Consider the following 25859-nt stretch of genomic DNA (forward strand, 5'->3'; position numbering starts at 1 on the left):
CGCGCGCCAACGTACGCGCTTCTCCCCTCACTCCTCGCCGGCGGGGCGGATTCCCTCCGCGCGCCAACGTTCGCGCTCGGAGGGGGAGTGCTCGTCCGCCCGCCCGCTCACGGACGCGCGCTTCGGGAACCCGCCCGCGCCGGCGAGGTACGCCCGCTTCCCCCGCTTCCCGCTTCCCGCTTCCCGCTTCCCGCTTCCCGCTTCCCTCTTCCCCTCAGTTCCCGCCCAGCTGCGCGACCCTGATCCTCGCCCGCTCCACCCGCGCGCGGTAGATCGGTTCCGCGTCGCTCCAGTTCTTGAGCACCTGGCGGTAGCGGGTGACGGCGCTGTCGCGCTCGCCGGCGGCGTCCCAGGCCAGGGCGCCGAGTTCGAGGAGCTCGGTGGTGGTGGCGTAGGTCTGGGAGGCGTCGAGGCCGCCGCGGCGGGCGGCGTCGGCCCAGTAGGCGGCCTCGCGGGGGCGGTTGAGGCGGAGCAGGACCTTGGCGAGCTCGATATTGGTGCGGGTATAGCCGCTGGTCGGGCTCCAGATGGCCTGCCGGAACTCCGCGGCGGCCTGCTCCAGCTGGCCCCGCGCCGCGTACAGCAGGCCGCGCACATGATGGTGGGCGCGGCCGTCGCGGCCGTAGCTATTCCGCTGGCCCCACACCTCGAGGCTGTCGGCGATGCGGGGGAGCGGCGCGGTGTCGCCCGCGGCGGCGAGGGCGGTGCTGCGGAGCAGCTGGGTCCACACCAGGTTGCGGGCCACCTGCGAGCGGGTGGTGTCCTTGGGGCTGCGCGAGACGGAATCGAAGATGGCCGCCGCGCGGCGGAACTCGCCCAGCTCGTACCAGGCCTGCCCCTCGAAGAGGGCGTTGTACGGCGCGGCGCCCCGGGGCGCCTGGGTGTCGAGCGCCCGCAGCCGGTGCGCCCACTCCAGCCCCTCGCGCGGCTTGCCCTGCATCCGGTGGCTGAGGCTCAGCCACTTGTAGCCCTCACCCGGGAGCTTGCCGTGGGCCAGCTGGGTGTAGTAGCTGTCGGCCGCGGCGAAGTTGCCCATGCGGAGCCAGACCTGCACCCGGAAGCCGTCGCGCACCAGCCCGGGGTCGCGGGCGATGACGGCCTGGTCGGCGGTGAGCGCCTCGCGGTACCGCCCGGCGAGCATGAGCTGCCAGCTGATCTGCCCCGCCGGCCCCGGCGCCTGCGGCTGGGCCCGCTGCCACTCCTCCGCGGTGCGGATGGCCGCCGGCAGCGAGTCCATGTAGTCATAGGTGCCGATGAGCATCAGGTAGGCGATGCAGGCGTGGCAGCGCACCGGCGGGCCGTCCTTCCGCTCGCTGGCCCGGAGCGAGAGGGAGTCCATCCGGATCACCTTCCGCAGCGGCTCGACCGCGCCCAGGAAGTCGCCGCTCGAGTTCCGCGCCCCCGCGAGCCAGGTGTACCCCTCCGGCTCGTTGGGATACCGCACGGTGAGGCTCTCCGCGATGGCGATGCGGTTGGGCGCATCCACCGCCGCGCTCCACCCCGCCAGGATGGTGAGCCGCTCCCGCTCCGACGCCCGCGCCGAGAGCCGCACCGCCCGCTCCAGCCCGCGGATGAGGTTCACGTCGTTGAAGCTCCCCTGCGTGGTGGCCAGCCAGTAGGCGGCCATGGCAAAGGTGGAGTCCTCCTGCAGCGCCTGCTCCATCAGCCGGGCCCCGGCCTCGCCGTCGCCGCGGAAGAGGGCGCGCAGCCCCTCCTCGTAGAACCGGTACGCCACCAGGGAGCGGGTGGTGACGTCGGCGATGCTGCCGCTGGCGGTGCTGTCGAGCCCGGCGGTGATGCTGCGCCGTGCCTCCTCCACCAGCCCGAAGAGGTCCCCCGACTCGGACGAGTAGCTCTCGATCACGCTGCCGGTGGCGAGGCTGGTGCGGTTGAGGTCGAGCCGGAGCCGGCCGTCGGGCCGGCGATAGAGCGCGCCGTCGAGCAGCTCGGTGGCGCCGGCCGCCCGCGCCGCGCGCACCGCGCTGGCCGCCGAGTCGCCGGTGCCCCCCGCCGCCTGCGCCATCAGCTCGTACATCCGCGCGGTGCTGATCACCTGCAGCGAGCGGCTGCGGGCCAGGTCGGTGGCGAGCATGTCGCCGAGCGGCCGCGCCAGGCCCTCGCCGCTCCGGGTGTAGTCCTTGATCATCCCCACCGCCACCACCGGCGCCGCGACCCCCGCCCCCATCCGGTCCCGGAACACCCGCACCCGCAGCACCCCCGCCAGCACCAGGCCGAGCACCACGCCGATGGCGATGCCGAGCCTGGTCGAGGTGCGCTTGAGGAAAGGTTTGGCGGTAGGGCGGTACGGCGGTACGGCGGTAGCGCCCGCGACGGGCGCGCGCTCGGGGACGGGGCGGGGACGGGCGTACTCGTCGGTGTAGCCGGAGATGAGCTTGCGGCCCGAGGGCTCCGGCACCGGCGCCGGCCGGGTGACGGCGGGGGTGCCGGGAATGGTGGAGACGGGGACGGCGGGGAGGGCGGTCGAACGGTCAGACGGACGGACGGTCAGTGTGTCGGGGCCATCCGACCGTCCGACCGTCCGACCGACCGCTTCCCCCACTCTCTCGCCCCCGGGTCGCGCTGACGCGCTCCCGAAGGGGGCTCGGTCGCCGCTTCCCGCTTCCCGCAGTTGATCCGCCAGCCGCTTCACCTCCGGCTCCGGCTCCAGCTCCAGCTCCTGCCGCAGCAGCATCTCGTACACCCGGTAGTGCTGCAGGGCGGCGGCGCGGTCGCCGGCGCTGGCCAGGGCGCGCATGAGGCCGAGCGCGCTCTTGGCGTTGAGCGGGTCGGCGTTGGCGAGGAGGCGCCAGTAGCTCACGGCGGCGCGGGGGTCGCCGGCGGCGGAGGTGTCCTGGGCCAGGCGCTCCAGCGCGGCGATGTAGTCGTGCGCCAGGGCCGTGCGCTCGGTCTCGGCCCAGCGCTCGAACTCGGGCGCCTCGTCGAGGTAGATGCCGTCGAGGAAGGGCCCCTGGTAGAGCGCCACCGCGTCGGCGAGGCGCTGCTCCTTGAGTGCCTGGCGGAAGCGGGCCAGGTCGCTGTCGCAGAGGTCGGGGTTGAGCCGGAGGTCGGTGGTGCCGAGCACCAGGTCTTCGGCGCCGAGGTCGCGGCGCAGGGCGTAGACGGCCTGGGCGAGGTTCTTCCGCGCCCGCTCCAGGTCGGACTCGGGCCAGAGCAGGCTCAGCAGCTTCTCGCGCGACAGGCCGCGCTCGCCGGCGGCGGCGAGGAGGGCGAGCAGCGCCAGGCGGCGGCGCTGCGCGCCGGCACCCGCGGCCGGCGCCCCGCCCCGCTGGATGCCGAGTCCCCCGAAGGTGACGAGCTGGAGCGGGGGAGTCACGCGGCGCCGGCGAGCGCCTCGAGGGCGCGGCTCAGGTTGGCCCGGGCGCGGGCCTCGAAGCGGGCCCGGAACGGCGCGGTGCTATAGATGAAGGGGCGGGAGAGGAAGCGCTCGAGCACCGCGCCGCGGCCGGCCGCGAAATCCGCCGCCGGCACCGAGGCGTACTCATCGCGGATCTGCCGCTCGTACTCGTCGTAGCGCGCCGGGACCGAGCCGAGGATGGCGAGGTCGATGTCGACCAGGAGCGCCTCCGCGGGGGTGGCGGGGGGGAGGTCGTGCCGGGTGGCGAGAATCAGCCGCTCGATGCGCCGGGCGGTGTCGGGCGCCGCGCCGGCCCCGCGCACCACCTCCGAGGCCCACGCCGCGCTGGCCTGCTCGTTGTCGGAGCGACGGGTGTCGTACACCGCGTCATGGAACCAGAGCGCCACCGCCACCTCCCCTCCGGCCACTCCCCCCGCCTCCGCCAGCTCCCCCGCCTCATCCAGCCGCTCGAAACACTCCCCAGGTGCTGCAGGGAATGGTAGGCGCGGCCGGGGGCGCGGTACGCCGCGATCACCTGGTCCCTGACGCCGGGCGCGGGGGCCGGGAGGCCGAGAGCGGCCCAGCTCCGGTCCCATCGGGTGGCCGCGTCGAAAGGCATGCCAGTCAACACGTTGCGTCAGGTGATCGGCAGGTGATCGAGGGGTGGAGCCGAATTCATTGGCAGGTGACCGTCGGGCCTATTGTAGCCCGCGTGGCAGATGGGAGCAAGCGGCGGTTCGGCGGTTCGACGGTTCGGCGGTTCGGCGGTTCGACGGTTCGACGGTTCGGCGGTTCGGCGGTGCGGTTCGGGGGGAGGTCACGAACCGCCCAACCGCCCGACACAACACTCAATCAAGTACAGGAGACCAGGCAATGCGGGGCACCAAGCGGATGGCGACGATGGCGGCCGTGGCGATGCTGACCGCCTGCGGTGGCGATGGCAACGGCAGCGTGGGTCCGGGGAACGGCGGGGCGGGGTTTTCGGCCGACGTGCAGGGCGATATCGAGACCTCCATCAAGGGCGATGCGCTGTTCGGCAACGCGAGCGACCCGGAGGCGGGGACGATCTTCGCCATCGAGATGGCGGAAGATGATGCGACCGGCGGCGGGCTGATCCAGCTGATCCGCATCGGCGACGGGGTGCCCGGCGTGGGCACCTACCAGCTGACCGACGCGGTGAACGGCACGCCCCAGGAGGGTGACTGGGTGGCGGCGGCGTACGACAGCGACCACGGCCAGCTGACCGCGATCTTCGCCGCCACCAGCGGCTCGGTGAAGGTGACCCGGAACAGCAACGGGGTGTACGAGGGGACCTTCGACTTCATCGCCATCGGCGGGGCGCTGTCCGACCCGACCACGGAGATGACCATCGCGGTGAACGGGAAGTTCAAGGCCACCCAGTCGCCCGGCTCGGCGCTGCGCTCGCTGCCGCGGGTGCGGAGCCGGTAATGCGCACGGGCCGCGCCGTGCTCGGACTCTGCCTGGTGCTCGGGGGGTGCCGCGAGGCGCCCGCCCCGGCCACCCGGGTGGCGGTCCGGCTGGACGGCGGCCCGGCGGCCGGGAGCTACGAGAGCAGCGCCAGCCGGCCGGCCTGCGTGCTGGCGCCGGCGGGTCCCGGCAGCGTGGCGGTGCAGTACACCGACTGGACCGGCCCCAAGCAGGGGCTGCGCAGCCTGTCCCTGGTGGTGCCGTCGCCGGCGCGGCCCACCGACTTCTACCTCGGCATGGTGTTCGGCGACTTCTTCGCCGGGCAGGTGCTCGAGATCGACACCCGCGCGACCACTCCGGTCCCGCGCGGGCATGGCCAGGTCGCGGTGCTGCAGGGCAGCCGCACGACCACCGTGACCGTCACCGGAGAAACCGACAGCGCCGTGCCCCTCACGGCAACGATCACCTGTCTTCACCCGAATGGAATGGAAGGAACCGACTCATGATGCGCGCTCCCCTCTCCCCGACGCGGTACGTGGCCTCCGTGGTCCTCACCGCCGGCGCCGCCGTGGCCCTGATGGGCATGAGCGGCCCCAAGCCCGCGCCCAAGCCGCCGACAACGCTCCGGATCGTGGCCCGCGACTACGGCTACGACGTGCCGGCGAGCGTCCCCTCCGGCCCCACGCGGATCGAGCTGGTGAACAGCGGCCACGACCTGCACCACGCGCAGCTGGTGCGGCTGGAGCAGGGGAAGACGCTGGCCGACCTGGCCGCCTTCCCGCACGACGCCCCGCCCCCCTCGTGGGTGGTGATGGTGGGCGGGCCCGGCGCGGTCGGCCCCGGCGACTCGAGCGCGGTGATCCAGACGCTCGCCCCCGGCAGCTACGCGGTGCTGTGCTTCATCCCCGCCGCCGACAACGTGCCGCACGTGGCCAAGGGGATGGCCGCCGGCTTCACGGTGACCGCCGCCACCAACGGGGCCCGCGCGCCGCAGCCCTCGTCCACGGTGCGGCTGGTGGACTTCGGGTTCGCGCCCTCGCAGCGGCTCAAGGCCGGGCGGCAGGTGATCCGGGTGGTGAACGACGGCGCCCAGCCGCACGAGATCGTGGTGTTCCAGCTGCTGCCGGGCAAGACCGTGGCCGACCTGCAGGCGTGGCAGATGGCGCCCAAGGGCCCGCCGCCGGCCCGCCTGGTGGGCGGCACCGTGGGCCTGGCCCGCGGCCACGAGGCGCTGATGGACCTGACGCTCGAGGAAGGGAACTACGTCCTCACCTGCTTCATCCCCGACGCGAAGGACGGGAAGCCGCACTTCATGCACGGGATGACGATGGCGATGACGGTGGGGCGGTAGGGGCGGTTCGGCGGTACGGCGGTAAGGCGGTAAGGCGGTAAGGCGGTAAGGCGGTAGGACGGTAGGGGGGGATGGTGGAGAGAGGGGAGTTTACCGCCCTACCGCCGTACCGCCCTACCGCCAACGTCAGCACTCAACCAAGTAGAGGAGACCAGACCATGCGACGCACCTCATGGATGGCGATGATGCTGCTGGCGACCGGCTGCGCGGTGAATCAGGCGGCGGTGGCGACGCCGCGGGCCGCGCTGGGCTTGCCGAGCCGGTTCGAGCCGATGGACCCGACGGCGCGGACCTGGCCATCGGACACGCTGATCGGGTCGGGGTGCCTGACGACGCTCAAGGACCCGCGCGACGACTCCGAGATCCACGCCGCCCGCGCCGGCGGCGGCCTGGCCGACTTCCGCATCCAGGACGGCCGCTACGGGGTCCGCCCCGGCGAGCTGCTGCGGGTGGTGTGCAACACGGGGCAGCCGGTGGGGGTGGTGGGGTGGAGGTAGGGCGGTAGGGCGGTAGGGCGGTAGGGCGGTAAGGCGGTAAGGCGGTAAGGCGGTAAGGCGGTAAGGCGGTAGGTTGGTAGGGTGGCACGTGATGGTGGTCAGCGCGGAGTTTTACCGCCCTACCGCCCTACCGCCTTACCGCCAGCACCTCAACGAGGCAACCATGACGGTCGTGATCATCTCCCTCCGCCTGCTGCACGTGCTGGCGGGGGTGTACTGGGTGGGGAGCGCGTTGTTCCTGGCGCTGGAGGTGGGGCCGAGCCTGGCGGCGACGGGTGCGGCGGGGGGCACGGTGCTGCTGGAGCTGCGGCGGCGGCGGTATCACCACGGGCTGCTGTACGCGGCGCTGGTGGTGATCGCGAGCGGGCTCGGGCTCTTGTGGATCGTGTCGGGGGGGATGCGGGCGGCGTGGCTGGCGAGCCCGCCCGGCGTGGCGCTGCTCACCGGCGCCGTGGCGAGCGTGGCGGCGGTGGCGATCGCGCTCACGCGCATCTGGCCGGCCGGCGACCGGATGGCGGCGCTGATCGAGCTGATCGGCCTGGCCCGGCGGCCGCCCACGGCGGAGGAGCAGGCGACGCTCGGGCGCTACGGCGCCGAGATGGGGCGGTGGAGCGCGGCGAGCACGGGGTGCCTGCTGGTGGCGGCGGCGGCGATGGGGGTGGCGAGGTACCTCTGAACTGCGGGGAAGCGGGAAGCGGCGACCGAGCCCCCTTTGGGAGCGCGACAGCGCGACCCGGGGGCGAGGGAGTGCGGGAAGCGGGAAGCGGGAAGAGGGAAAAGGGAAAGGGAAGAGGGAAGGCGAGGGGAGCTCGCGCCCAATCGCCGAACCGCCGAACCGCCGCCCCCCCCCGCTGTCACCGCTGGGTCACCAGGCGATCGTATTCCGCGTGGGAGCCGATCCAGAACCAGATGACCGTGTCGTCCTGGCGGACGCCGAGGGCGCGGTAGCCCAGGCCGACGCGGACGGAATAGATGGGTTCGGAGGGGTGGACCTGCTTGAACTGGAGAGCGGAGTGCCACGGGTCCGCGGCGAAGAGGCGATAGGCGAGGCGTGCGCGGGCTCGGACGTCCTCAGGCAGGGCGGCCAGCGCCTTGCGAAAGCGCTGGGTGGTGCGGGAATTCACGGCGCATTCGGATCGAGCGGTTCGGTCTGGCCGGCGCGGTATTCCTCCACGGCCTCGCGGGCGAGGGTGCGGAGGGTGTCCCCGGAGCGGCCGAGTGCCTCGCGCCAGCGGGGCTCGGCGTGAAGCTCGGCGAGGATCGACGCCGCCAGGGCGTCCTGTTCGGCAGGGGTGAGGCGCGCCGCGGCGGCAAAGGCCTCTTCCAGCAGCTTGGTCATCGGGGGCTCCGCTCGGAGACCCCATGAATCTAACGCTCAGGGCGGCCGCGGGCGGACCCATTCCGGGCGACGTGGGTCCGCGAAACGCGCCGCGGCTGTGCCGCTCTCACACCTCCGTCGCCACCCACCCCCCCCGCTGTCATTCCGAGCCCCGCAGGGGCGAGGAATCCCTTCGCCGCGAGCTCGCGAGTAAACTCGCGGCTCGGCGGCAGGCGCTAAAGCGCCTGGGGTCTTTCGGCCCGGGGCGGGCAGGGGCTCGTCGTGCCTCGCTTCAGCGATGGATGCCGAGCCGCGGCTTTAGCCGCGGGCTCGGGCAGCGGGCAGCGGGAAGAGGGAAGCGTGAAGGCGAGGGGAGTCCAGCGCCGCGAGCGCGCGAGTAAACTCGCGGCTCGGCGGCAGGCGCTAAAGCGCCTGGGCTCTTTCGGCCCGGGGCTGGCAGGGGCTCGTCATGCCTCGCTTCAGCGATGGATGCCGAGCCGCGGCTTTAACCGCGGGAAGCGGGACCGGCCCACGTCTGTCATTCCGAGCCCCGCCGGGGCGAGGAATCCTTGCCCCCTTCGCCTGGCCGGCTCGGGCGCCGCGAGCTCGCGAGTAAACTCGCGGCTCGGCGGCAGGCGCTAAAGCGCCTGGGCTCTTTCGGCCCGGGGCTGGCAGGGGCTCGTCATGCCTCGCTTCAGCGATGGATGCCGAGCCGCGGCTTTAACCGCGGGAAGCGGGACCGGCTGCGGGCATCGTGTCGCGATCCCGCCTCTACCCCCCCTTCCCGCAACGAAAAGAGGGAACGCGCGCCAGACCGGCCCCGCCTTCCCTCTTCCCTTTTCCCTCTTCCCTTCATCTCCGTCCCGTCATCGACCACCGTGGTCTTCACGCCGCGGCCCCGCTGCCTCCCTCGGGCCTGGTGCGGCCGCGCTTGGCCTCGGGCCAGGAGACGGTGCTGGCGCTCTTCCAGGCGGCGAGGTTCTCCGGGTCGTCGCGGAAGCGGACGATGTTGATGGCGTCGAGGGCCGCCACGGTGGCCAGGAGGGTGGTGCCGATGGCGTCCATCTCGGCCGAGGCGCCGACGTGCGCGCCGCGGGCGGCGGAGGAGCGGGTCAGGGTGGCCTCGTAGGCGTCGAGCAGGGCGGTGAACGCGGCCAGGCGCTCGGGGCCGAAGCCGAAGCCGGTGAACTCGTCCTGCAGCTCCGCCACCTTGGCGGCGAACTGGCGGCCGCGGCTCAGGCGGCTGACGTGGCTGCCCCCGCTCTGCTGCAGCAGGAAGTAGCGGCGCAGCTCGGGGCGGGTGCTCGCCAGGGCCTGACCGATCGCGGTGATTTCGCGCATGGTGACGTGCATCTGCGCCCGGGTCACCTGGCGATGCCCGACCGTGGCGCGCGCGGCGGCGCGGCCTTCCCCGAACTGCTGCAGGTACTTGCGCCCTTCCGCCACCGCGGTGGCCAGGGTGGCCACGAACTCGGTGAAGCGGGGGATGCTGGCGGGGTGCGCCTCGCAGAAGGCCAGGGCGCTGCTCCCCATGTCGTGCTTCTTCCGGAATTCCCGTGTCATACACTCTCTCCAGCGTTGGGTCGCCGCGCGCGGCGCGGACGACGGTGGGTGGTGCCTCCTCCAGTGAACGGTCTGCCCAGCTGCGTGCGATCGCGGGGGGCCCGAGATGCAGGACCCGGGCCACAACTCTGGGGGCCCTGTGTGAGGCGGCGCGCCGCACACAATGCGCGCCCGCGCGCACCCACGCGGCGCGCGCGAATGCCCACGAAATGCACGCGAATGCCCACGCAGTGCATGCGAATGCGCACGCAATGCATGCCGATGATCCGCCGCGCTCCGGGAGGGCCCACGCCCCGCGTGCGCGCGGCAAGCCGTGGCCCGCGAACGACTTGCCGCGCCGCGTGAGGCTCCACGCACGGCGCGCGCAGCCCCACGCGGTGCCCGCGCGCGCCCACGCAGTACCCTGGAGGCACGCGCCGCGCGGGTGGCGGGGTTTTTCATGTTTTGCGCGCAGGCACGCGCTGGGTGCGCACGGGGCGCCGCGTTCCGATGATGGGGAGCGGAGGAGAGTGTCCGTGGAACAGGACGGTTGGAGGGGAAAGTGTCCGGGAGTGAGGACGGTGGTGGAGACGGGGAAGGGGGAAAGGGGAAAGGGAGGAGGGAAGGCGAGGGGAGTGCGGGAAGGGGGAAGAGGGAAGAGGGAAAAGGGAGGGGGGGAGTGCGGCGCCGCGAGCTCGCGAGTACACTCGCGGCTCGGCGGCAGGCGCTGAAGCGCCTGATGTTCCCAGGCCTGGCGCTGGCAGGGACCCGTCATGCCTCGCTTCAGCGATGGATGCCGAGCCGCGGCTTCAGCCGCGGGCGGCGGGAAAAGGGAAGGCGAGGGGAGTGCATCGCCGCGAGCTCGCGAGTACACTCGCGGCTCGGCGGCAGGCGCTGAAGCGCCTGATGTTCCCAGGTCCGGCGCTGGCAGGGACCCGTCATGCCTCGCTTCAGCGATGGATGCCGAGCCGCGGCTTCAGCCGCGGGCGGCGAGGAAGGCGGGGAGTGCATGCCGCAGCTCGCGAGCTCGCGGCGCCTGCCCGTCCGCCGGCCCGCGGCGCCGGCTTCCCTTTCCCGCTTCCCGGGCCGGGCGCAGCCCGGCCCTCTCCCCCCGGCACCTTCTTCCGCCCCGCGCGGCTGTCACATGGGGGTGTGAGAATGGACCGCGGGTGCGCGCGTCACTCCCTCCTTATAGAAGGGGGGCCCCCGGGCCGGGAATCGGGCCGGGGCGGGCGCGGGCGGGGGTCGGGCCGGCGGCCGGCCACCCAGGGGGCACCGTCAGGCGCGATGTGACGGTGGAATGACGGGGGTGGGGTAGGGTGGGGGGAGCCGCCGGTGCGGGGCGCTCGCCGCGGGTGCCGGTCTTTCTTCTGGCCCACGGGCCCACCCCCTTCCTGGCGCGACCGATCGGCCCGATCCGACATGCATTCACTCAAGACCATCCTGACACTGCTCGCCAGGCATCACCAGCGGGCGACCTACGGGGCGCTTGCCGCCCTGCTGGGACGCACCCCGCGCAGCCTGCTGGCCGGCTGCCCGCGCGACTACCTGCACTGCTGGGTGGTGAACCAGGACACGGGGCAGCCCACGGCGTACCCGGCCGGGATGATCCATCCGGCCCTGGAGGAGCGGGCGGAGATCCTGGGGAGCGCGGCGGCGCTGCTCGAGTGGCTGCGGAGCAAGGGGTACGAGGAGGGGAAGAGCACCGGGGCGTGAGCTGGAGCGGTGCCCGGGCGGGTGTCACACCCCCCGGCCATGGTGAGGGCCCCCGGCCGCCGGCCGGGTCACCTTCACCGTGGAGCATCCATGCGCGCGCGTACGTTGTCCCGGATTGTCTTCTTTGCCCTTGGCGGCCTGCTGGTGGCGGCCTGCGCCACGATCATGCAGGGCACCAGCCAGGAGGTGTCGGTCTCCAGCACCCCGACGGGGGCCCGGGTGCTGGTCGACGGCGCGGAGATGGGGAAGACCCCGCTGGTGGCCAGCCTCAAGCGGAAGGACAAGCACGTGGTCCGGGTGGAGCTGGAGGGGTACCAGCCGTTCGAGATGGCGCTGGGCCGCGCCACGAGCGGCTGGGTGTGGGGGAACATCGTCTTCGGCGGGATCCCCGGGCTCGCGATCGACGCGATCACCGGCGGGATGTACAAGCTCAAGCCCGAGGAGATCCAGGCGACGCTGGCCCAGAACGCCGCGCTCTCCGCCGACCCGGAGACGGACCGGCTGGTGGTGACGGTGGTGCTGCGGCCGGACCCGGCGTGGGAGCGGATCGGGACGCTCGAGGCGCGGTGAAGGTGGCGGGGCCACCCCGCCGGGCGATCGGCTGGCGGGGTGGGCCGGCTGAGGGGTGGGGGGAGCCACCCGTTCGGGTTGCTTGCCGGGGGCGCCTGCGAAAGGCAGGTTAGGTGGTAACCCATGAGAGCGTACGTCGGGGTGACGGACCGCGGGTGGTGGGAGTTCCTCCGGCGGCAGGAGGGGCTCACGGAGGTGAATTTCTGGCAGCCGAGCGGGAGCAGCACGTTCCGGGCACTCCAGCCGGGCCAGCCGTTCCTGTTCAAGCTGCATTCCCCGGACAACTACATCGTGGGCGGCGGGTTCTTCGCCACCTTTTCGCTGCTGCCGGTGAGCCTGGCGTGGGACACCTTCGGGGTCCAGAACGGGGCGCGGACGCTGGCGGAGATGCGGGGGCGGGTGGAGCACTACCGGCGGACGGGGCCCACGCCGGACGAGGACTACCAGGTGGGCTGCATCATCCTGGCCGACCCGTTCTTCCTGGATGAGCGGAACTGGGTCCCGGCGCCGGCGAGCTTTGCGAAGAACATCGTGCGGGGCCGCGGCTACGACCTGCAGGAGGCCGATGGCCGGGCGCTATGGGAGGCGGTGGTGCTGGCCCGGGCCGCTCAGCGCACCCGGGTGGCGGATCCGGACGTGACCGGCGAGCTGTTCGGGCAGCCCACGCTGTTCCGGCCCCGGCTGGGCCAGGGGGCGTTCCGGGTGGCGGTGACGGACGCGTACGGCCGACGCTGCGCGGTGACCGGGGAGAAGACGCTCCCGGTGCTCGAGGCGGCCCACATCCGCCCGGTGGCGAGCGGGGGGCGACATGAGATCAGCAACGGGCTCCTGTTCCGGTCGGACATCCACATGCTGTTCGACCGGGGGTACGTGACGGTGACGCCGGAGCTCCGGTTCCGGGTGAGCCCGCGGCTCAGGCGGGACTGGCAGAACGGGCGGCACTACTACGCCTTGGACGGGGCGCCCGTGGCAGTACCGGATGAGCCGGGGCTCCGGCCGCTCCGGGAGGGGTTGGAGTGGCATGGGGGGGTGGTGTTTCGGGGGTGAATCCATTGTCAGGCCGAACAGCGTCACGGTAGGGGGCGAGTTGTTTGTCTGCTTGGGTTGGGGCTCTCTGATCTGGGACCCGCGTGACCTGCCAATTGTCCACAAGTGGCACACCGACGGCCCCGTATTGCCGATTGAGTTCGCCAGGTGCTCGACAGGACCACGCGTCACTCTAGTAATCCTACCCGGGACCCCGACCACGCCTGTACTCTGGGCTGAGCTCAGATGCGACAACATTTCGGCGGCGAAAGAAGCGATGCGTAAGCGCGAGGGCTGCGCTGTGTCAGATATCGGCTATTGGACGCCAGCAGCCAAGAGCGATGGACCGGGGGTCGAGACAATAGAAGCGTGGAGTCAGCCCAGAGGGCTCGCTGGAGTAGTCTGGACCGCACTAGGGGCGAAGTGGGAGGGGCAACCCGGACTGGCTCCAACAGCGGGACAGGTCCTCAAGTTCCTTGGCGAGCAGCCCCGGGCTCCGCCGCCGAAGTGTATTTCCGCAGGGCCCCGACACAGATCAGGACACCATTCCGGGAGCGAATCGAGCTTGCCCTGGGTTGGATGCCTGTAGGCGAATGAACGACAAGCTTTCGGCCAAGACAAGCAATTCCACAGCGCAGCAATCGGACGGTGATGCCGCACTCTGTAGACTTGACTCTCCATCTAGCCGGTGCCTTTCCAGTGTGGCACGATGCCTGAGGAGCCAGGGCCCCGCCCCCGCCCAGGGATGGTCGCGACGGTACGTAACCGACGCGGCCTAGTCACATCGGTGGCCCCCTTCGCCGCGGCCGAGCATGGGGTCGTCCACTTGGTGGGAGTGGAGTACTTCGATTCCGACGGGGCTCCGGATGATCAGCTCCTCTGGGAGCGTGAGCCGGGGGCGTCCCTCCTCGAACCCACGGCTCTGCCCGCGATCAATGCACATCCGGCGATGCTGCCGGATGAGCTTGATGCCATGGTGCGCGCGGCACGCTGGTCGGCGCTGACTCCTTACCTTGACCCCGACGGTACCCTCGGTCCCCTGGAGCGGCTGCCGGTCACTTCGCCGCTTCATGGCGCCATCCAGGCGGAAGACTACCAGCTCGTCCCGCTACTCAAGGCGCTCCGGATGCCCCGCGTCACTCTGCTTCTTGCAGATGACGTCGGGCTCGGAAAGACCATCGAAGCGGGGTTGATTCTCACCGAGCTGCTCCTGCGCCGCCGCGTGCGACGTGTGCTCGTGCTCTGCCCGGCATCCCTCCGACTGCAGTGGCAACAGGAACTGCGAGACAAGTTCTGTCTCGCCTTTGATGTGGTGGACCGCCCGGCCACCCACGCACTACAGCGCAGGCTCGGGCTCGATGCGAATCCGTGGCGCACCTTCAGCAGGGTGATCACCTCCTACGACTACCTCAAGCAACCGGATGTATTCGAACGGTTCGTGGCTGCTTCTCGTGTCCGGGATGATGCGCCGAGCCTTCCATGGGACCTTCTGATCGTCGATGAGGCGCACAATCTTGCGCCGGCTCCCTTCGGTGTGGACAGCGACGTCGCCACGATGCTCCAGCGCCTCGTCCCATTGACCGAGCATCGGTTGTTCCTGAGTGCCACGCCGCACAACGGCTATACCCGGAGCTTCACTGGCCTGCTCGAGACCCTGGATCCGGTCCGGTTTACTCGGAAGAGTGATCCGCTCACCGCCGCCGAACAGGGACGCGTGGAGCAGGTGGTGATCCGGCGGCTCAAGCGGGAGATCAACGCCTCCGGACCAGTGCCGAGGTTCGCCGCGCGCCACCCGGAAGCGCTACCGGTGGCATTCGGTGACAACGAGGTCGCACTGGCACAGGCCTTCGGAGAGTTCCGCCGGGCGGTCTGGAGGGCCGTCGCCGGCGGTTCTCGAGGTTCCCAGCTCTCCGGTCGCTTCGCCGTCGAGGTGCTCGGGAAACGTAGGCTCTCCGGTCCTGCGACCTTCGCTGACTCGTGGAATCGCTACCTGCAGGGATTGGCTTCAGGGGACGACACCGCCGATTCCGAGGTGCAAGCGGTCGAGCGGTCCTATCGTGAGGGATTGGCGGACGATCGCGAAGCGGAGAGCCGCGTGCAGCATGCGGCCCGAACGGTTGGTTCCTGGCTGAAGCCGTATGTGGATCAGCTCGAGCCAGCGATGAAGCTCATCGGTGGCGCTCTCAAAATGCTGAATCTGCTCGGCGTCGCAACAGAACAGATGGTCCCGGATCATGATGCTCGTTTCATTGCGCTCTGTGCGATGATCGATCGACTCCTGATCCAGCCGGGCGGCGGCTTTCGGAACGACGAGCGCCTGATCGTATTCACCGAATACAAGACCACACTGGACTATCTGGGGCGCCTGCTTGCAGCGCGTTACCCCGAGGCAGACCGGCTGCTGATGCTGTATGGGGGCATGGAAGACAAGGAACGTGACTCGATCAAGGGCGCGTTCAATGACCCGACTGCTTCGGTGCGAATCCTCCTGGCCACAGACGCCGCGGCCGAGGGGCTCAACCTCCAGGCCACCGCTCGATACCTCCTGCACTACGATCTCCCTTGGAATCCAGCTCGCATCGAGCAACGAAATGGACGCCTGGATCGCCACGGTCAGGCGCGCGATGTGACCGCGTTTCACTTCACCTCCCCCGACGACGCCGACGTGGCCTTCATGGACTACGTCGCCCGCAAGGTGGACGTGATTCGGGAGGATCTGGGCGCCACGGAAGAGCTGTTCGATCGAGCGGTCGAACAGCGGCTCCTGTTCGACGCTTCGGACGCCGAGGTGAAGCGGGATCTCGAGCAGGCTACGACTGCTGTCGCTGGGGTGGTGAACGTACCACGCGACCAGACCCCCTCGGTCACCGCGACCGAGGCCGATCAGGTCAAGGCGCTCGTCCGGGAACTGGATCTCGATGCCACCACACTGCGCGACACGCTGGATTTGGCACTAGGGATCGAGGGTGGCGGCAGACCCCGACTCGAAGGGCCGGACGGACGCGGGATGTTCCGCCTCCGTCAACCGATCCCGGCAACTTGGACCGACCTGGTCGACGACTACCTGCGCTTCCCGAGCGGGCCTCGCAAAGGAGCTCTGCCGGGCCTCCTCTTCGATCCACAGCTCCTGATCCGGATGGTCGAAGGACGACCAGTCTTCACGCCGGCCCCTGACGGTCAGTTGCTCCATTTGGGTCACCCGCTGTTCCATCGAGCGTTGCAACTCCTTTCCCAAGCCCGCTTCCCAGGATCCCTGCGGAGCACATCCCGGTGGAGCGTCCGATCGGGCGGCATCCCCGATGGAGCAGATGCGCTCGTCCTGCTCACAATCGAAGAGCTGGCGGTGAATGAGCTGAGGGAGACATTTCACCACTGGGTCAGGACGGTCGTATTCCCGGTTCGGGACGGCAAGCTCGGGGCGGCCCTTGGGCACCGACCGGCGAGCGAGATCCGTGGTGCGAATGGAGTCGTCCCCTCCCAAGAGCAGATCCGTCGCGGGCGCGACCTGTGGGACGAGGTCGAGCCGGGCATCAGGACGTGGCTGACGCAATCGGCGAGAGACATCACCGGGAGGCTGGTCGAGACCCTCGCTGTTGACGGTGCGCAGGCCACCGAGCGCGAACGGGCGTTGTACCAGAGCCGGCAGGGTGAGCTATCTCGCCTGATCGAGCTGGCCACCACGCAGCGGCTCGAGCGAGAGGTGGCGGACCTTCGGGCGGAGCGGGCTCAGATCGGACTCTTCGAGACCGCGGACCGAGTAGCGGAGCTCGACCGGTCGATCGCAGCTCGGGAGGAGGAGGTGGGCCGCCGTCGATCGCACTATGAGGAACTCCGGCGACAGCTCACGATCGAACGAGACAGAATCCTGCAGCGAGTCCTTCCGAAGCGATTTGCCCTCCGTGGCGAGACGCAACTCTTCCCGGTCGCCATCGAGATTCGCCTCCCCGAGGTGGCACGGCGATGAATGTTCAGGACGTCATCATCGGTGCCGCGATCGGGCTTCTGGTCGGCGGTCTGATCGCCTGGCTCATCGGGCGAAACCGTGTGATCCAGCTCTCGACCCGGCTCGAGGAGCGTGACAAGGAAATCACGCGGCTAAGCGCTGCAGAAAGGGAGCTTCGCGCCGCGCGTGAGGAACTCGCTGGCGCCAGGAAGCAACTGGAGTCGGAACGCCAGGCGTCGCTCGAGAAGCTCGTACTCGTTCAGCAGGCTGAGCAGGCGCTCAAAGACGCGTTCCAGGCTCTGTCCGCCGAGGCGCTCCGGCAGAACAACCAGTCATTCCTGGACCTTGCAGCAACCAAGATGGGGGAGTTCCAGGTGGGGGCGGCCGGTGATCTCGAGGCCCGCCACAAGGCCATCGCGGAGCTGGTGCGCCCGATCGAGGAGGGGATTAAACGGGTAGACACCGCACTAGGCGAAGTGGAGAAACAGCGTATTGGCGCCTATGCTGAGATCAAGCAGCAGGTCGACTCGATGGCGCTGACCCAGGTCCAGCTCAAAGGCGAAACCGCGAATCTGGTCAAGGCTCTCAGGGCCCCTCAGGTGCGGGGGCGTTGGGGCGAGATCCAGCTCAAGCGTGTCGTCGAGATGGCAGGGATGCTGGACCACTGCGATTTCCTCGAGCAGGAGAGTACTGACACTGCGGACGGACGTTTGCGTCCCGATATGGTGATCAAGCTTCCCGGCGGTAAGCAGATCATCGTGGACGCTAAGGCGCCACTGTCAGCATATCTGGAATCGGTCGAGGCCACCGATGACGCCGCCCGGGAGACCTTCCTCCAGGCTCATGCTCGGCAGGTTCGCGATCACATGACCAAGCTGGGCGCCAAAAGCTACTGGGACCAGTTCGATGCCACCCCTGAGTTCGTGTTCATGTTTCTGCCGGGAGAGACCTTTTACAGTGCCGCGCTGCAGCACGACCCCTCGCTGATCGAACACGGCGTGGCCTCGCGAGTGATTCCAGCGAGTCCGATCACCCTGATCGCGCTCCTCCGCGCGGTTTCCTATGGGTGGCGGCAGGAGCAGGTGGCCGAGAATGCACGCGAAATCAGCGAGAATGGCGCGGAGCTCTACAAGCGCCTCAAGAAGCTGGTCGAGCACATCGAGAGAATCGGGAGCGGGCTGAGCAAGGCCGTGGACGCCTACAACGACTCTATCGGGTCGATCGAACGCAGTGTGCTCCCGGCCGCACGACGCTTCAAGGACCTCGGCGCCGCGACCACGGATGAGATCGAGCCGTTGGAGGACCTCCAGCACACTATCCGACACATCCAAAGTGCCGAGCTGCTTAGCCCAGCAGTTGACCAGCCACGCCTCCCGGCTGCTGGAGAACCCACATGACCGAGTGGTGGTCCTCCCTCCAGCATGGCGGCTTGCTGATCGCGCCGACCAAGTTGGCCGAGTTCTTCCCAACACCGGCGGCCGCCCCAGCCGCGGGGTGGTCGATCGCCTGCGCAGGGACGTCATCCGCGCCCAGGGCGGGGAACGGCGCGCGCTTCTCGACACCGTCCTTGAACTTGTGCTTGACCTCTCCGCCCCGGAGATCGGTGGTCGCTGGCTGAAGGGCCCCGACGTACCTACGACCTGGACTCGTCGGGCAATCACCGGTGAGGCCATCCGACCTGCTCGGCTCTGGCTCGGTCCGAATGATTCGATCCTCCCCGTTTTCTGGGACGATGCCACCCGATTGGGTATCGGGAACGGCCGGAGGACCGTCGCGCGCACCGTGGAATGGCTGCGTCGCGATGGTGGTGGCTTGGCGCTTCTTACCAACGGGCTCCAGTGGCGATTGATCCACGCCGGACTCGACCATGACGCCTTTGCCGAGTGGGATGCCGGCCTCTGGTTCGAGGAGGGGGTGCCCGGCCCGCAGGTCACCGCGCTCCGGACGCTCCTTTCGCTCCATGCGCTTGCCGCGCCGGCCTTCGGCTCGCCATCGGTCCTCATCCAAGCCATCGAGGCGACCCGCAAAGGTCAGGCAGAGCTCTCGGCCGAGTTGGGGGAGCAGGTCCGGAGGGCGGTGGAACTGCTCATCGAAGCGCACGGCCCCCAGCTCGCGGCGATCGACGTCCTTCCTCGGCAGATCTACGACGCCGCGGTGCGGGTGGTCATGCGAATGGTGGTTGCGCTGTTCGCCGAGGCGAGAGATCTGCTGCCCCGAGATCACCCTCTCTACCACGGCTCGTACGGGCTCCAGGGACTCCGCGAGGAGCTCGAACGACTCGGCGGAGGCGCCGGACTAGCGCGTCTCCGTCATCGTCGCGGTGCGTGGCCCCGGGTACTCGCGCTGTTCCGATTGATTCACGACGGCTCTCCCCACGAGCAGTTGCCCGTCCCGGCTTACGGAGGGGGGTTGTTCGAGGCCGGCCACCCCGACACAACAGACCCCGTGTCCCGGGCGCTGGCGGTGCTGGAGCATCCTGCGCACGAGGTGAGCGACCACACGGTATTCCGCCTGCTCGATCTCCTGACCCGCGCCAAGGCCAAAGTCCGGCAGGGCAATCGGTCTATCCTGGTGCCGATGCCGGTCGATTTCTCCGACCTGTCGTCCGAATACATCGGTATCCGCTACGAAGGCCTGCTCGACTTCGAGTTGCGCCGAGTCTCCACGGACGATCCAGTCGTATTCCTGAAGCTCGGTGACGAACCGGCCTTGCCGCTCTCTCGACTTGAGCAGATGGACGACCGGTCGCTGGCTGGGCTGCTCGAGAAGTTCAAGCAGAAGAAGCGGGTGGTGGTGTCCGAGGAAGCCGACGATGAGGATGCTGAGGAGGAAATCGAAGAGACCGAAGTTGAGGCCATCGAGGAAGCCGAGGCCGAGGCCGAAACGGGTCCAGAGCCTGTTGCTGGCGGTGAACCGACTGTCGAGGTGGTCGAAGCGGTCGACGCACATCGGCTGGCGCGCGAACGGGCGCTGGTCTGGGCCCGCCTCGCAGTAGTTGCCGGCGGCTTCGCCCCTAGGCCGCGGCGCCGAGCGGCGGGAGCGGAAGCGGAGCACGCCAAAATAGTAGAAGCGGCGGCCTCAGACCTAATCGCCCCGGTTGTCCTGCCTGGAGAGTGGTTTCTGGTGCGGTTCGGAGGGACCAGAAAGGGATCTGGCACCTTCTATACCCGGCCTGCGCTTGCAGTGCCAACAGTTCAGCGAACCCTCCGCCCCCTCGCCTACGAAGCTCCGAGAGACGCCGCTGGGGAACCGCGCGAGAATGCGCCTGCCGCCGAATGGTCGCCTCTCACTCCCGAGAAGATTCTTGGCCTCAAGGTCTGCGACCCGGCTGCGGGTTCAGGCTCCTTCCTCGTGGCCGCCCTTCGATTCCTCACTGAGGCGCTGGCCGAGAGTCTTCATGCTCATGGGCGAATCCGGGCTCAGGGAGACCAGACCCTGGTCACACTCGCCGTGGGCGAAGCAGGGGGACAGGCTCTCACAGAGGAGCTACTCCCTTGTAGGCCCGATGCCCCGAGTTCGATGCCAGGCTCCGTGCGCGCCTCCGGAGATACGTGGTCGAGCGATCGCTATACGGGGTCGATCTCGACCCGTTGGCTGTAGAGCTCGGACGGATGGCACTCTGGGTCGAGACGATGGATCGCGCCCCGCCGTTCAGCTTCCTCGACCACAAAATCAAGTGGCAATGCTCTCGTTGGGTGCTGGTTTGACCGGTTCAGGGACTACCCCGCGCTGGCCTTCGAACGTGAGGAGGCGACAAGGCGCATGCGAACGGTGTGCACTACGCGCGGGGCGCCTGGACCGATGCCATCAAGAGCTTTCGAGACAACAAGGTCAAGCCGGCCCTCATCGCATGGATCACTGGGGCGAGGTCCATGTTCGATGTCGTGGAAGGAAAGCCCCCAGAGGTGGTTCACGACGAGGCGCTTCGGGTCTTCGACGTCATGCATGCCCTGCCGGTGCATGACACTGAGGAACGTGCCCGGCTCTATCGGGACCAGGTCCAGGGAAACCCCGCGGTGCTGGCTCTCAGGAGTGCGTTTGACATTTGGTGCGCGCTCTGGTTCTGGCCAGCGGACAAGCTGGACTCCGCCCCATTGCCTGCCACGATGGCCTCGCTAACTGTCGAGGGACTCGCGGTGGTGCGTGATTTGGTTGCGGAACACCGCTTCTTCCACTGGGAGCTGGAGTATCCCGACGTATTCGCTGCAACGGGTGGAGGCTTCGACGCCATCATCGGCAATCCCCCGTGGGAAACACTCCAGCCCGTATCGAAGGAGTTTTTCTCCAACATAGATCCGCTCTATCGGGCGTACGGGAAGCAGGCGGCGCTTCAGCGGCAAGAGGAGCTGTTCCGAGACTCCGAGTCTGAGGAGCGCGGTTGGCTCCTGTACGTCGGATTCTACAAGGCCCTCGCCGCCTTTACTGAGTATGCCGCCGCACCATTTGGTGACCCGGCCAAAGGTGCGAGACTGATACTGGGCAGGGGCAAACAGAGCGGGGCGCTGCATGAGTTGTGGCGAGTCAGCGTGGCAGAAGGACAGGCTACGCGGATGCAACTCATGCGTACCGCCACCAAGGTGCCGGCAAGGCCTTCACCTACAAGCTATTCACGGAGCAAGCCTGGACCCTGCTCCGTCACAAGGTGGCTCTCTCCAGGGCATTACACCCTCCAGCCTCTACACCGATAAGGGAGCGATGCAAATCAGGCAGCTACTCCTGTCTAAGGGTCGGTGGCACTGGCTGTTCGGGTTTGAGAATCGCGACAAGCTCTTCGATATCGACAGTCGGTTCAAGTTCTGCCCGGTGATCGTCGAGAAGGGTGGCGACACGGTTGCAATCCAGACGGCATTCATGCGGCGCGACGTAGCGGACTGGGCGGTGGCAGACCGGATTGCCATCCCCTACCGTCGGGATCTGGTAACGCGGTTCAGCCCGTCGTCGGGCTCCATCCTCGAGATCCGCAGTCGCACCGGCCTAGCGATTCTCGAGAAGATGTACGCCAACTCAGTGCTGATGGGTGACCAGGGCGGGGAGGGCTGGGGCATCAGATACGCCCAGGGTGACTTCAACATGACCTCCGACTCCAGTCTCTTCCACAATCGGCCTGCAGTGGAAGCGAAGGGATATGTGGCGGACAGTATGGGCGGTGGTTGCTCGGTCGTTGGCGACCGAGAGAAGGCGGAACGCCGGGGGATGCCACCCGGTCGCGCTGGGATCTGCCTCCCGGCGTGATTCTATCACACGACGGGACAAGGTGGATTGAGGAGAGTGAATGCGAACAGGTTGCGCTGCCACTCTAGCGAGGGAGTGATGATCGGGCAATTCGATTTTAGCCAAAAAGGATGGGTGAGCGGCAGAGGCCGCGGAGCGGTTTGGCGTGAAGAGGTTTGGCCGCAAAAAGCGAGTCATGCCGCAATACCTGCTTCTACGCGACGAAGCGCTCGCGGCCGGTTTTGTGCCGCGGTGCAAAATCACCCTGATGGATATCGGGTCTGCAACCAATGCGCGCACGATGTTCGCCACAATACTAGACGGCGTCCCGTGTGGAAACTCCGCCACGATCCTTGACTCAGGCCATCGCCCACCGCTTGGCGCTGCTCTGCTCTTGGCACATCTGAACTCCTTCGTGTTCGATTGGCAACTGCGCCAGCGTCTTGGGGGCCTCCACCTAACGTGGCATTACTTAGAGGAGACGGCTCTCTATCCGCCACAATGGGGAATGGCCATGGAGGGTGCGACCACTACCGCCCTGAAGCTCGCGTGCAATGCCTCGCAGTTTTCTCCAATGTGGCTAGCGCATCTCGGGCGACACCGAACGCCACATTGGGCACTGAAGGCGCGATGGGCGCTCACGGAAAGCGAACGCTTGCGCCTGAGATGTTCGCTTGATGCGATGTCAGCCCTGATGGTCGGACTTGAGTTTGAGGATCTAAAGTGGCTCCTCTCCGATTGTGACTTACCAAGCGCGCAGTTGACGCGCGAGTCGGCACGCACTCTCGATCCCAAGGGCTTCTGGCGAGCTGACAAAGAGAAGGACCCCGAGCTACGGCACACTATACTCACACTCATTGCTTTCCACGATCTCCAAGCCCTAGTCGGCGCGCACCTTGGGGATCGTGGGAAGGGTATCAAAGCCTTCTTCGCCCAGAACGATGGAGAGGGCTGGATGTTGCCTGAGGCCATCCGACTCTCAGATTATGATCTGGGCCGTGACAATCGCGCCCACCATCCCCAACCGGTTCGCGACCGACTGGGTCCTCGGTTCTTCGATTTCCAGGTCGAGCAGTCGGTGGAAGATTCCTGGAAGGAATGCAGGCTGCACGCGCGGAATCTGTTAGGTGAGGCGGGTTACGCGGCGCTCGAGCGCGAACTGGCGGGTGGGGGTCGAGTAGCTGAGCCCGTAAGGAAAGTGGCGGAGCCAAGCTCCAAACCTAACGGCAAACCCGGACAGCCCGAGTTGTTCGACGAGTAGAGGAGGCCTGAATGGCGGTGCTCCAGGAAATTCTCGCCTGGTCCCAGAAACGACCTGCCTGGCAGCGGGATGCCCTGCGGCGTCTTGTGGCCTCAGGTGATCTGACCGAGAAAGATATCGCCGAGTTCGCACTGATGCTCCAGGGCGAGAAGGGCATCGTCCTGAAGGAGGCCGCCCCGGCCCCCACACCGCTTGCCGCCGAACATCTTGCACTCCCCGCGGCTGGGGATCCGCCCGTGGTGCTAGGTGGCCTTCGGGATCTGGCCAACGTAAATGCGTTGGCGGAAAAACAGACCCTCACCTTCGCTCCAACCGGGCTGACGGTGGTCTACGGCAATAACGGCGCGGGAAAGTCCGGGTACGTCCGTGTTCTCAAGCGAATCTGCCGTGCCCGCGCTCCGGGAGCCGGCATCAAGCGCAACGTCTTCAAGGCGGACGGCAAGGCCCCAAGCGGCACGATTGTCTTCCGCATCGGGGCAGAGGTGAGGGAAGTGCCGTGGGTGGACGGCGCCGGATCCCCGCCAGAGCTCGGGGCGATAAGCGTATTCGACAGCGCCTGTGCGTCGGTGTACGTCGAGGACAAGACGGAAGTTGCCTACAGGCCGCTCGGATTGGACTTGCTCTCCAAACTCGCCACCGCGTGCGATCGCGTGAAGCGGGTGCTACAGGACGCAATCACGGCGCTGGATGGGAAGAGATTTGCGCCAGTAGGGTTCGCAGCTGACGGCGCCGTGGCCAAGTTTCTGGCTGGCCTCAATACCACGACCACGGCCGCACAGATCGATCAGGTAGCAGTGCTCTCGCAGGCGGAGCGAGAGCGTATGAACCAGCTCCGCGTCCAGATTGCCGAGATCGACCTTGAGGGACCGGCGAAGCGTTCGGCTGAGCTTCGCAATAGGGCTGGGCGCTTCAAGGCACTTGCAAAGGAGCTTACGAGCATCGGGGAACGTTTCACTCCCGAGGTCGAAGCAGGACTCAAAGCAGCAGTCGTGGCGAACCAGGAAGCCGCCGCCGCCGTTGCGGTTGCCTCGGCGGTGAGCTTCAGGGATCAGCCGCTTCCGTCGGTGGGAACACCGGTCTGGAAACGATTGTGGGACGCTGCCAGGGAGTTCTCGACTCGAGAAGCGTACAAGGACCAGCCGTACCCAAACGTTGCCGGCGACGCGGTATGCGTCTTGTGCCAGCAACCCTTGGCGGAGGCAGCCCGGGATCGACTCACTGCGTTTGAGCGCTTCGTCCAGGACCGCAGCCAGGCCGCTGCGACCGAGGCTGTGAGGATGCTTGCGACGTTGAAGCAGAGCCTTGATGGCGCTTCAGTTGCGGTCACCGGTCAGGCAACTGTCGAGGAACTCGGGGCTCCGGGGACGGAGCTCCGGGACGCGATCGATGCATTTGTGAAGAGCGCTGCCGACCGCAAGCTGGCAATCCAAGGGGGACTATCGGCGAACGACTGGGCGCGCGTCACCGCCCTCGCAGTGAATCCCGCGCCGCAGCTGACGGCCCTCGCTGAGGCGGCCGAGAAGGAGGCTGCCGCAAATGACGCCGCGAACCAACCTGCGGGGAAGGTAGTACTTCAGAAGGAGCTCGACGCGCTAGCCGAACGAGACAGGCTGTTCAATGAACGAGCTCATGTGGTCGATGAGGTGAAGCGGCTCGTCCTAAGGGCCAAACTCGTTGACTGTCAGACCGATACCGAAACCAATGCCATCACCCGGAAGAGCACCGAGCTTACGAAAGCCTCGGTCTCGGACGCCCTTTGTAGCACCTTCGCCACGGAACTGAAGGCATTGGGCCTTTCGCACCTGTCGGTTGTTCTTGATCCGACCGGTGGGGCCAAGGGCACGCTGTACCACAGGGTCGAGATCAAGCGTGATGATGGTGTGGGTGTGGATGGGGTAGAGGAAGTTCTCAGCGAGGGAGAGCAGCGGTGTATTGCGTTGGCCGCGTTCCTCGCCGAGCTCTCAACCCAGACATCTCCATCGGCCATTGTCCTGGATGATCCGGTGTCCTCGCTCGATCATGAGCGTAGGGAGGTCATCGCTAGGCGCCTAGTGCAGGAAGCGAAGAGCCGGCCAGTCATCATTTTCACCCATGACCTAGTCTTTCTGTTGACTCTTGAACGCATTGCAGGAAAGGAAGGTGCCCCCTTCGCGGGGCGCCAACTGCGTCGCTCGTCCGTTTCGGTCGGTGAGGTGACCGACGACCTACCCTGGTACGGGCTCCCGGTGAAGAGGCGGATCGGATACCTGAAGGAGCTTCAGGTACGGCTTGCAAAGCAGCACAAGGAGGGCGAGGTCGATCTCTATCGGGCGGGTACCGAGCGACTCTACGGGCTTCTGCGAGAGTCCTGGGAACGGGGAGTCGAGGAGGTCTGGCTCAACGAGGCGGTCCTACGATTCGGGCGTGAGGTGCAGACTCAGCGACTCAGGAAGGTACTGGACATCACCCCGGAAGACTTCAAGGCGCTCGAGAATGGGATGGATCGCTGCTCAACGTACAACGCGGGGCACGACGCGCCAGCTGAAGTGAACCTGCCAGTCCCAGGGCCAGCTGAGTTGCTCACGGATATCGGAGCGCTAGAAATGTGGATCGATGGCATCCGCAAGCGCAGGGCGAAGTAGCCGTGCTAGTCTCCGAATCC

The 25859-nt window shown here is 68.1% G+C and carries 19 protein-coding genes and 1 pseudogene; 15 read left to right on the forward strand and 5 right to left on the reverse strand.

What is annotated here, in order from left to right; all coding sequences use genetic code 11:
- Positions 1-214: 214 nt before the first annotated feature.
- Both IPJ95_05900 and IPJ95_05905 read right to left on the reverse strand, forming a co-directional pair.
- Entirely contained in the window at positions 215-3334 is a 3120-nt protein-coding gene (locus IPJ95_05900) for a winged helix-turn-helix domain-containing protein (GenBank protein MBK7923155.1), read from the reverse strand.
- Positions 3331-3974: pseudogene (locus IPJ95_05905) on the reverse strand (N-methyl-D-aspartate receptor NMDAR2C subunit). The gene IPJ95_05900 and the pseudogene IPJ95_05905 overlap by 4 nt, the downstream one beginning before the upstream one ends.
- A gap of 254 nt (positions 3975-4228) precedes the next feature.
- On the opposite strand from IPJ95_05905, the gene IPJ95_05910 reads away from it, so the two are divergent.
- From IPJ95_05910 to IPJ95_05930, 5 genes are all read left to right on the forward strand, one after another.
- Positions 4229-4804, forward strand: coding sequence for a hypothetical protein (locus tag IPJ95_05910; GenBank protein ID MBK7923156.1), 576 nt, complete (start codon positions 4229-4231; stop codon positions 4802-4804).
- A complete protein-coding gene (locus IPJ95_05915) occupies positions 4804-5289 on the forward strand; it encodes a hypothetical protein (GenBank protein MBK7923157.1) in 486 nt (161 codons plus the stop codon). Before IPJ95_05910 ends, IPJ95_05915 begins: the two co-directional genes overlap by 1 nt.
- Complete coding sequence (locus tag IPJ95_05920) at positions 5286-6134, forward strand: hypothetical protein (protein ID MBK7923158.1); 849 nt, start codon at positions 5286-5288, stop codon at positions 6132-6134. The genes IPJ95_05915 and IPJ95_05920 overlap by 4 nt, the downstream gene beginning before the upstream one ends.
- Before the next feature lie 158 nt (positions 6135-6292).
- Positions 6293-6631 (forward strand): hypothetical protein, encoded by a 339-nt coding sequence (locus tag IPJ95_05925; GenBank protein ID MBK7923159.1) that lies wholly within the window; start codon positions 6293-6295, stop codon positions 6629-6631.
- A 163-nt stretch (positions 6632-6794) separates the two neighbouring features.
- Positions 6795-7307 (forward strand): hypothetical protein, encoded by a 513-nt coding sequence (locus IPJ95_05930; protein MBK7923160.1) that lies wholly within the window; start codon positions 6795-6797, stop codon positions 7305-7307.
- A gap of 178 nt (positions 7308-7485) precedes the next feature.
- Here the strand turns inward: IPJ95_05930 and IPJ95_05935 are convergent, their stop codons facing one another.
- The 3 genes from IPJ95_05935 to IPJ95_05945 form a co-directional block, all read right to left on the reverse strand.
- Complete coding sequence (locus IPJ95_05935; GenBank protein ID MBK7923161.1) at positions 7486-7755, reverse strand: hypothetical protein; 270 nt, start codon at positions 7753-7755, stop codon at positions 7486-7488.
- Positions 7752-7970: a hypothetical protein gene (locus IPJ95_05940; GenBank protein MBK7923162.1), complete on the reverse strand. Its 219-nt coding sequence runs from the start codon at positions 7968-7970 to the stop codon at positions 7752-7754. Before IPJ95_05940 ends, IPJ95_05935 begins: the two co-directional genes overlap by 4 nt.
- An 864-nt stretch (positions 7971-8834) precedes the next feature.
- Entirely contained in the window at positions 8835-9512 is a 678-nt protein-coding gene (locus IPJ95_05945) for a hypothetical protein (protein ID MBK7923163.1), read from the reverse strand.
- A gap of 1401 nt (positions 9513-10913) precedes the next feature.
- On the opposite strand from IPJ95_05945, the gene IPJ95_05950 reads away from it, so the two are divergent.
- The 10 genes from IPJ95_05950 to IPJ95_05995 all read left to right on the forward strand — a co-directional run bounded on the left by IPJ95_05950 (position 10914) and on the right by IPJ95_05995 (position 25839).
- A complete protein-coding gene (locus IPJ95_05950; GenBank protein ID MBK7923164.1) occupies positions 10914-11207 on the forward strand; it encodes a hypothetical protein in 294 nt (97 codons plus the stop codon).
- A gap of 90 nt (positions 11208-11297) precedes the next feature.
- Positions 11298-11777 (forward strand): PEGA domain-containing protein, encoded by a 480-nt coding sequence (locus IPJ95_05955; GenBank protein MBK7923165.1) that lies wholly within the window; start codon positions 11298-11300, stop codon positions 11775-11777.
- A 123-nt stretch (positions 11778-11900) separates the two neighbouring features.
- On the forward strand, positions 11901-12824 hold the full coding sequence (locus IPJ95_05960) for an HNH endonuclease (GenBank protein ID MBK7923166.1): 924 nt from the start codon (positions 11901-11903) through the stop codon (positions 12822-12824).
- A gap of 724 nt (positions 12825-13548) precedes the next feature.
- Entirely contained in the window at positions 13549-16767 is a 3219-nt protein-coding gene (locus tag IPJ95_05965) for a DNA helicase (GenBank protein MBK7923167.1), read from the forward strand.
- On the forward strand, positions 16764-18143 hold the full coding sequence (gene rmuC, locus IPJ95_05970) for a DNA recombination protein RmuC (GenBank protein MBK7923168.1): 1380 nt from the start codon (positions 16764-16766) through the stop codon (positions 18141-18143). The genes IPJ95_05965 and rmuC overlap by 4 nt, the downstream gene beginning before the upstream one ends.
- A 97-nt stretch (positions 18144-18240) precedes the next feature.
- Positions 18241-20346 (forward strand): hypothetical protein, encoded by a 2106-nt coding sequence (locus IPJ95_05975; protein MBK7923169.1) that lies wholly within the window; start codon positions 18241-18243, stop codon positions 20344-20346.
- Between the two features lie 272 nt (positions 20347-20618).
- Positions 20619-21434 (forward strand): hypothetical protein, encoded by an 816-nt coding sequence (locus IPJ95_05980; protein ID MBK7923170.1) that lies wholly within the window; start codon positions 20619-20621, stop codon positions 21432-21434.
- A 7-nt stretch (positions 21435-21441) separates the two neighbouring features.
- Positions 21442-21978, forward strand: coding sequence for a hypothetical protein (locus IPJ95_05985; GenBank protein MBK7923171.1), 537 nt, complete (start codon positions 21442-21444; stop codon positions 21976-21978).
- A gap of 145 nt (positions 21979-22123) precedes the next feature.
- Positions 22124-23218 (forward strand): hypothetical protein, encoded by a 1095-nt coding sequence (locus IPJ95_05990; GenBank protein ID MBK7923172.1) that lies wholly within the window; start codon positions 22124-22126, stop codon positions 23216-23218.
- A gap of 11 nt (positions 23219-23229) precedes the next feature.
- Positions 23230-25839, forward strand: coding sequence for an AAA family ATPase (locus tag IPJ95_05995; protein MBK7923173.1), 2610 nt, complete (start codon positions 23230-23232; stop codon positions 25837-25839).
- The last annotated feature ends 20 nt before the right edge of the window (positions 25840-25859 follow it).

The organism is Gemmatimonadota bacterium (genome assembly GCA_016713785.1).
In the GTDB taxonomy this organism is placed as follows: domain Bacteria; phylum Gemmatimonadota; class Gemmatimonadetes; order Gemmatimonadales; family GWC2-71-9; genus JADJOM01.

Bases quoted from the DNA above. Each gene is read 5' to 3' on its own strand.
- IPJ95_05940 (MBK7923162.1), bottom strand. From the start codon at position 7,970: ATGACCAAGCTGCTGGAAGAGGCCTTTGCCGCCGCGGCGCGCCTCACC.
- IPJ95_05920 (MBK7923158.1), top strand. From the start codon at position 5,286: ATGATGCGCGCTCCCCTCTCCCCGACGCGGTACGTGGCCTCCGTGGTC.
- IPJ95_05925 (MBK7923159.1), top strand. From the start codon at position 6,293: ATGCGACGCACCTCATGGATGGCGATGATGCTGCTGGCGACCGGCTGC.
- IPJ95_05960 (MBK7923166.1), top strand. From the start codon at position 11,901: ATGAGAGCGTACGTCGGGGTGACGGACCGCGGGTGGTGGGAGTTCCTC.
- IPJ95_05995 (MBK7923173.1), top strand. From the start codon at position 23,230: ATGGCGGTGCTCCAGGAAATTCTCGCCTGGTCCCAGAAACGACCTGCC.
- IPJ95_05955 (MBK7923165.1), top strand. From the start codon at position 11,298: ATGCGCGCGCGTACGTTGTCCCGGATTGTCTTCTTTGCCCTTGGCGGC.
- IPJ95_05945 (MBK7923163.1), bottom strand. From the start codon at position 9,512: ATGACACGGGAATTCCGGAAGAAGCACGACATGGGGAGCAGCGCCCTG.
- IPJ95_05910 (MBK7923156.1), top strand. From the start codon at position 4,229: ATGCGGGGCACCAAGCGGATGGCGACGATGGCGGCCGTGGCGATGCTG.
- IPJ95_05965 (MBK7923167.1), top strand. From the start codon at position 13,549: ATGGTCGCGACGGTACGTAACCGACGCGGCCTAGTCACATCGGTGGCC.
- IPJ95_05930 (MBK7923160.1), top strand. From the start codon at position 6,795: ATGACGGTCGTGATCATCTCCCTCCGCCTGCTGCACGTGCTGGCGGGG.
- IPJ95_05980 (MBK7923170.1), top strand. From the start codon at position 20,619: ATGTTCGATGTCGTGGAAGGAAAGCCCCCAGAGGTGGTTCACGACGAG.
- rmuC (MBK7923168.1), top strand. From the start codon at position 16,764: ATGAATGTTCAGGACGTCATCATCGGTGCCGCGATCGGGCTTCTGGTC.
- IPJ95_05985 (MBK7923171.1), top strand. From the start codon at position 21,442: ATGCAAATCAGGCAGCTACTCCTGTCTAAGGGTCGGTGGCACTGGCTG.
- IPJ95_05915 (MBK7923157.1), top strand. From the start codon at position 4,804: ATGCGCACGGGCCGCGCCGTGCTCGGACTCTGCCTGGTGCTCGGGGGG.
- IPJ95_05950 (MBK7923164.1), top strand. From the start codon at position 10,914: ATGCATTCACTCAAGACCATCCTGACACTGCTCGCCAGGCATCACCAG.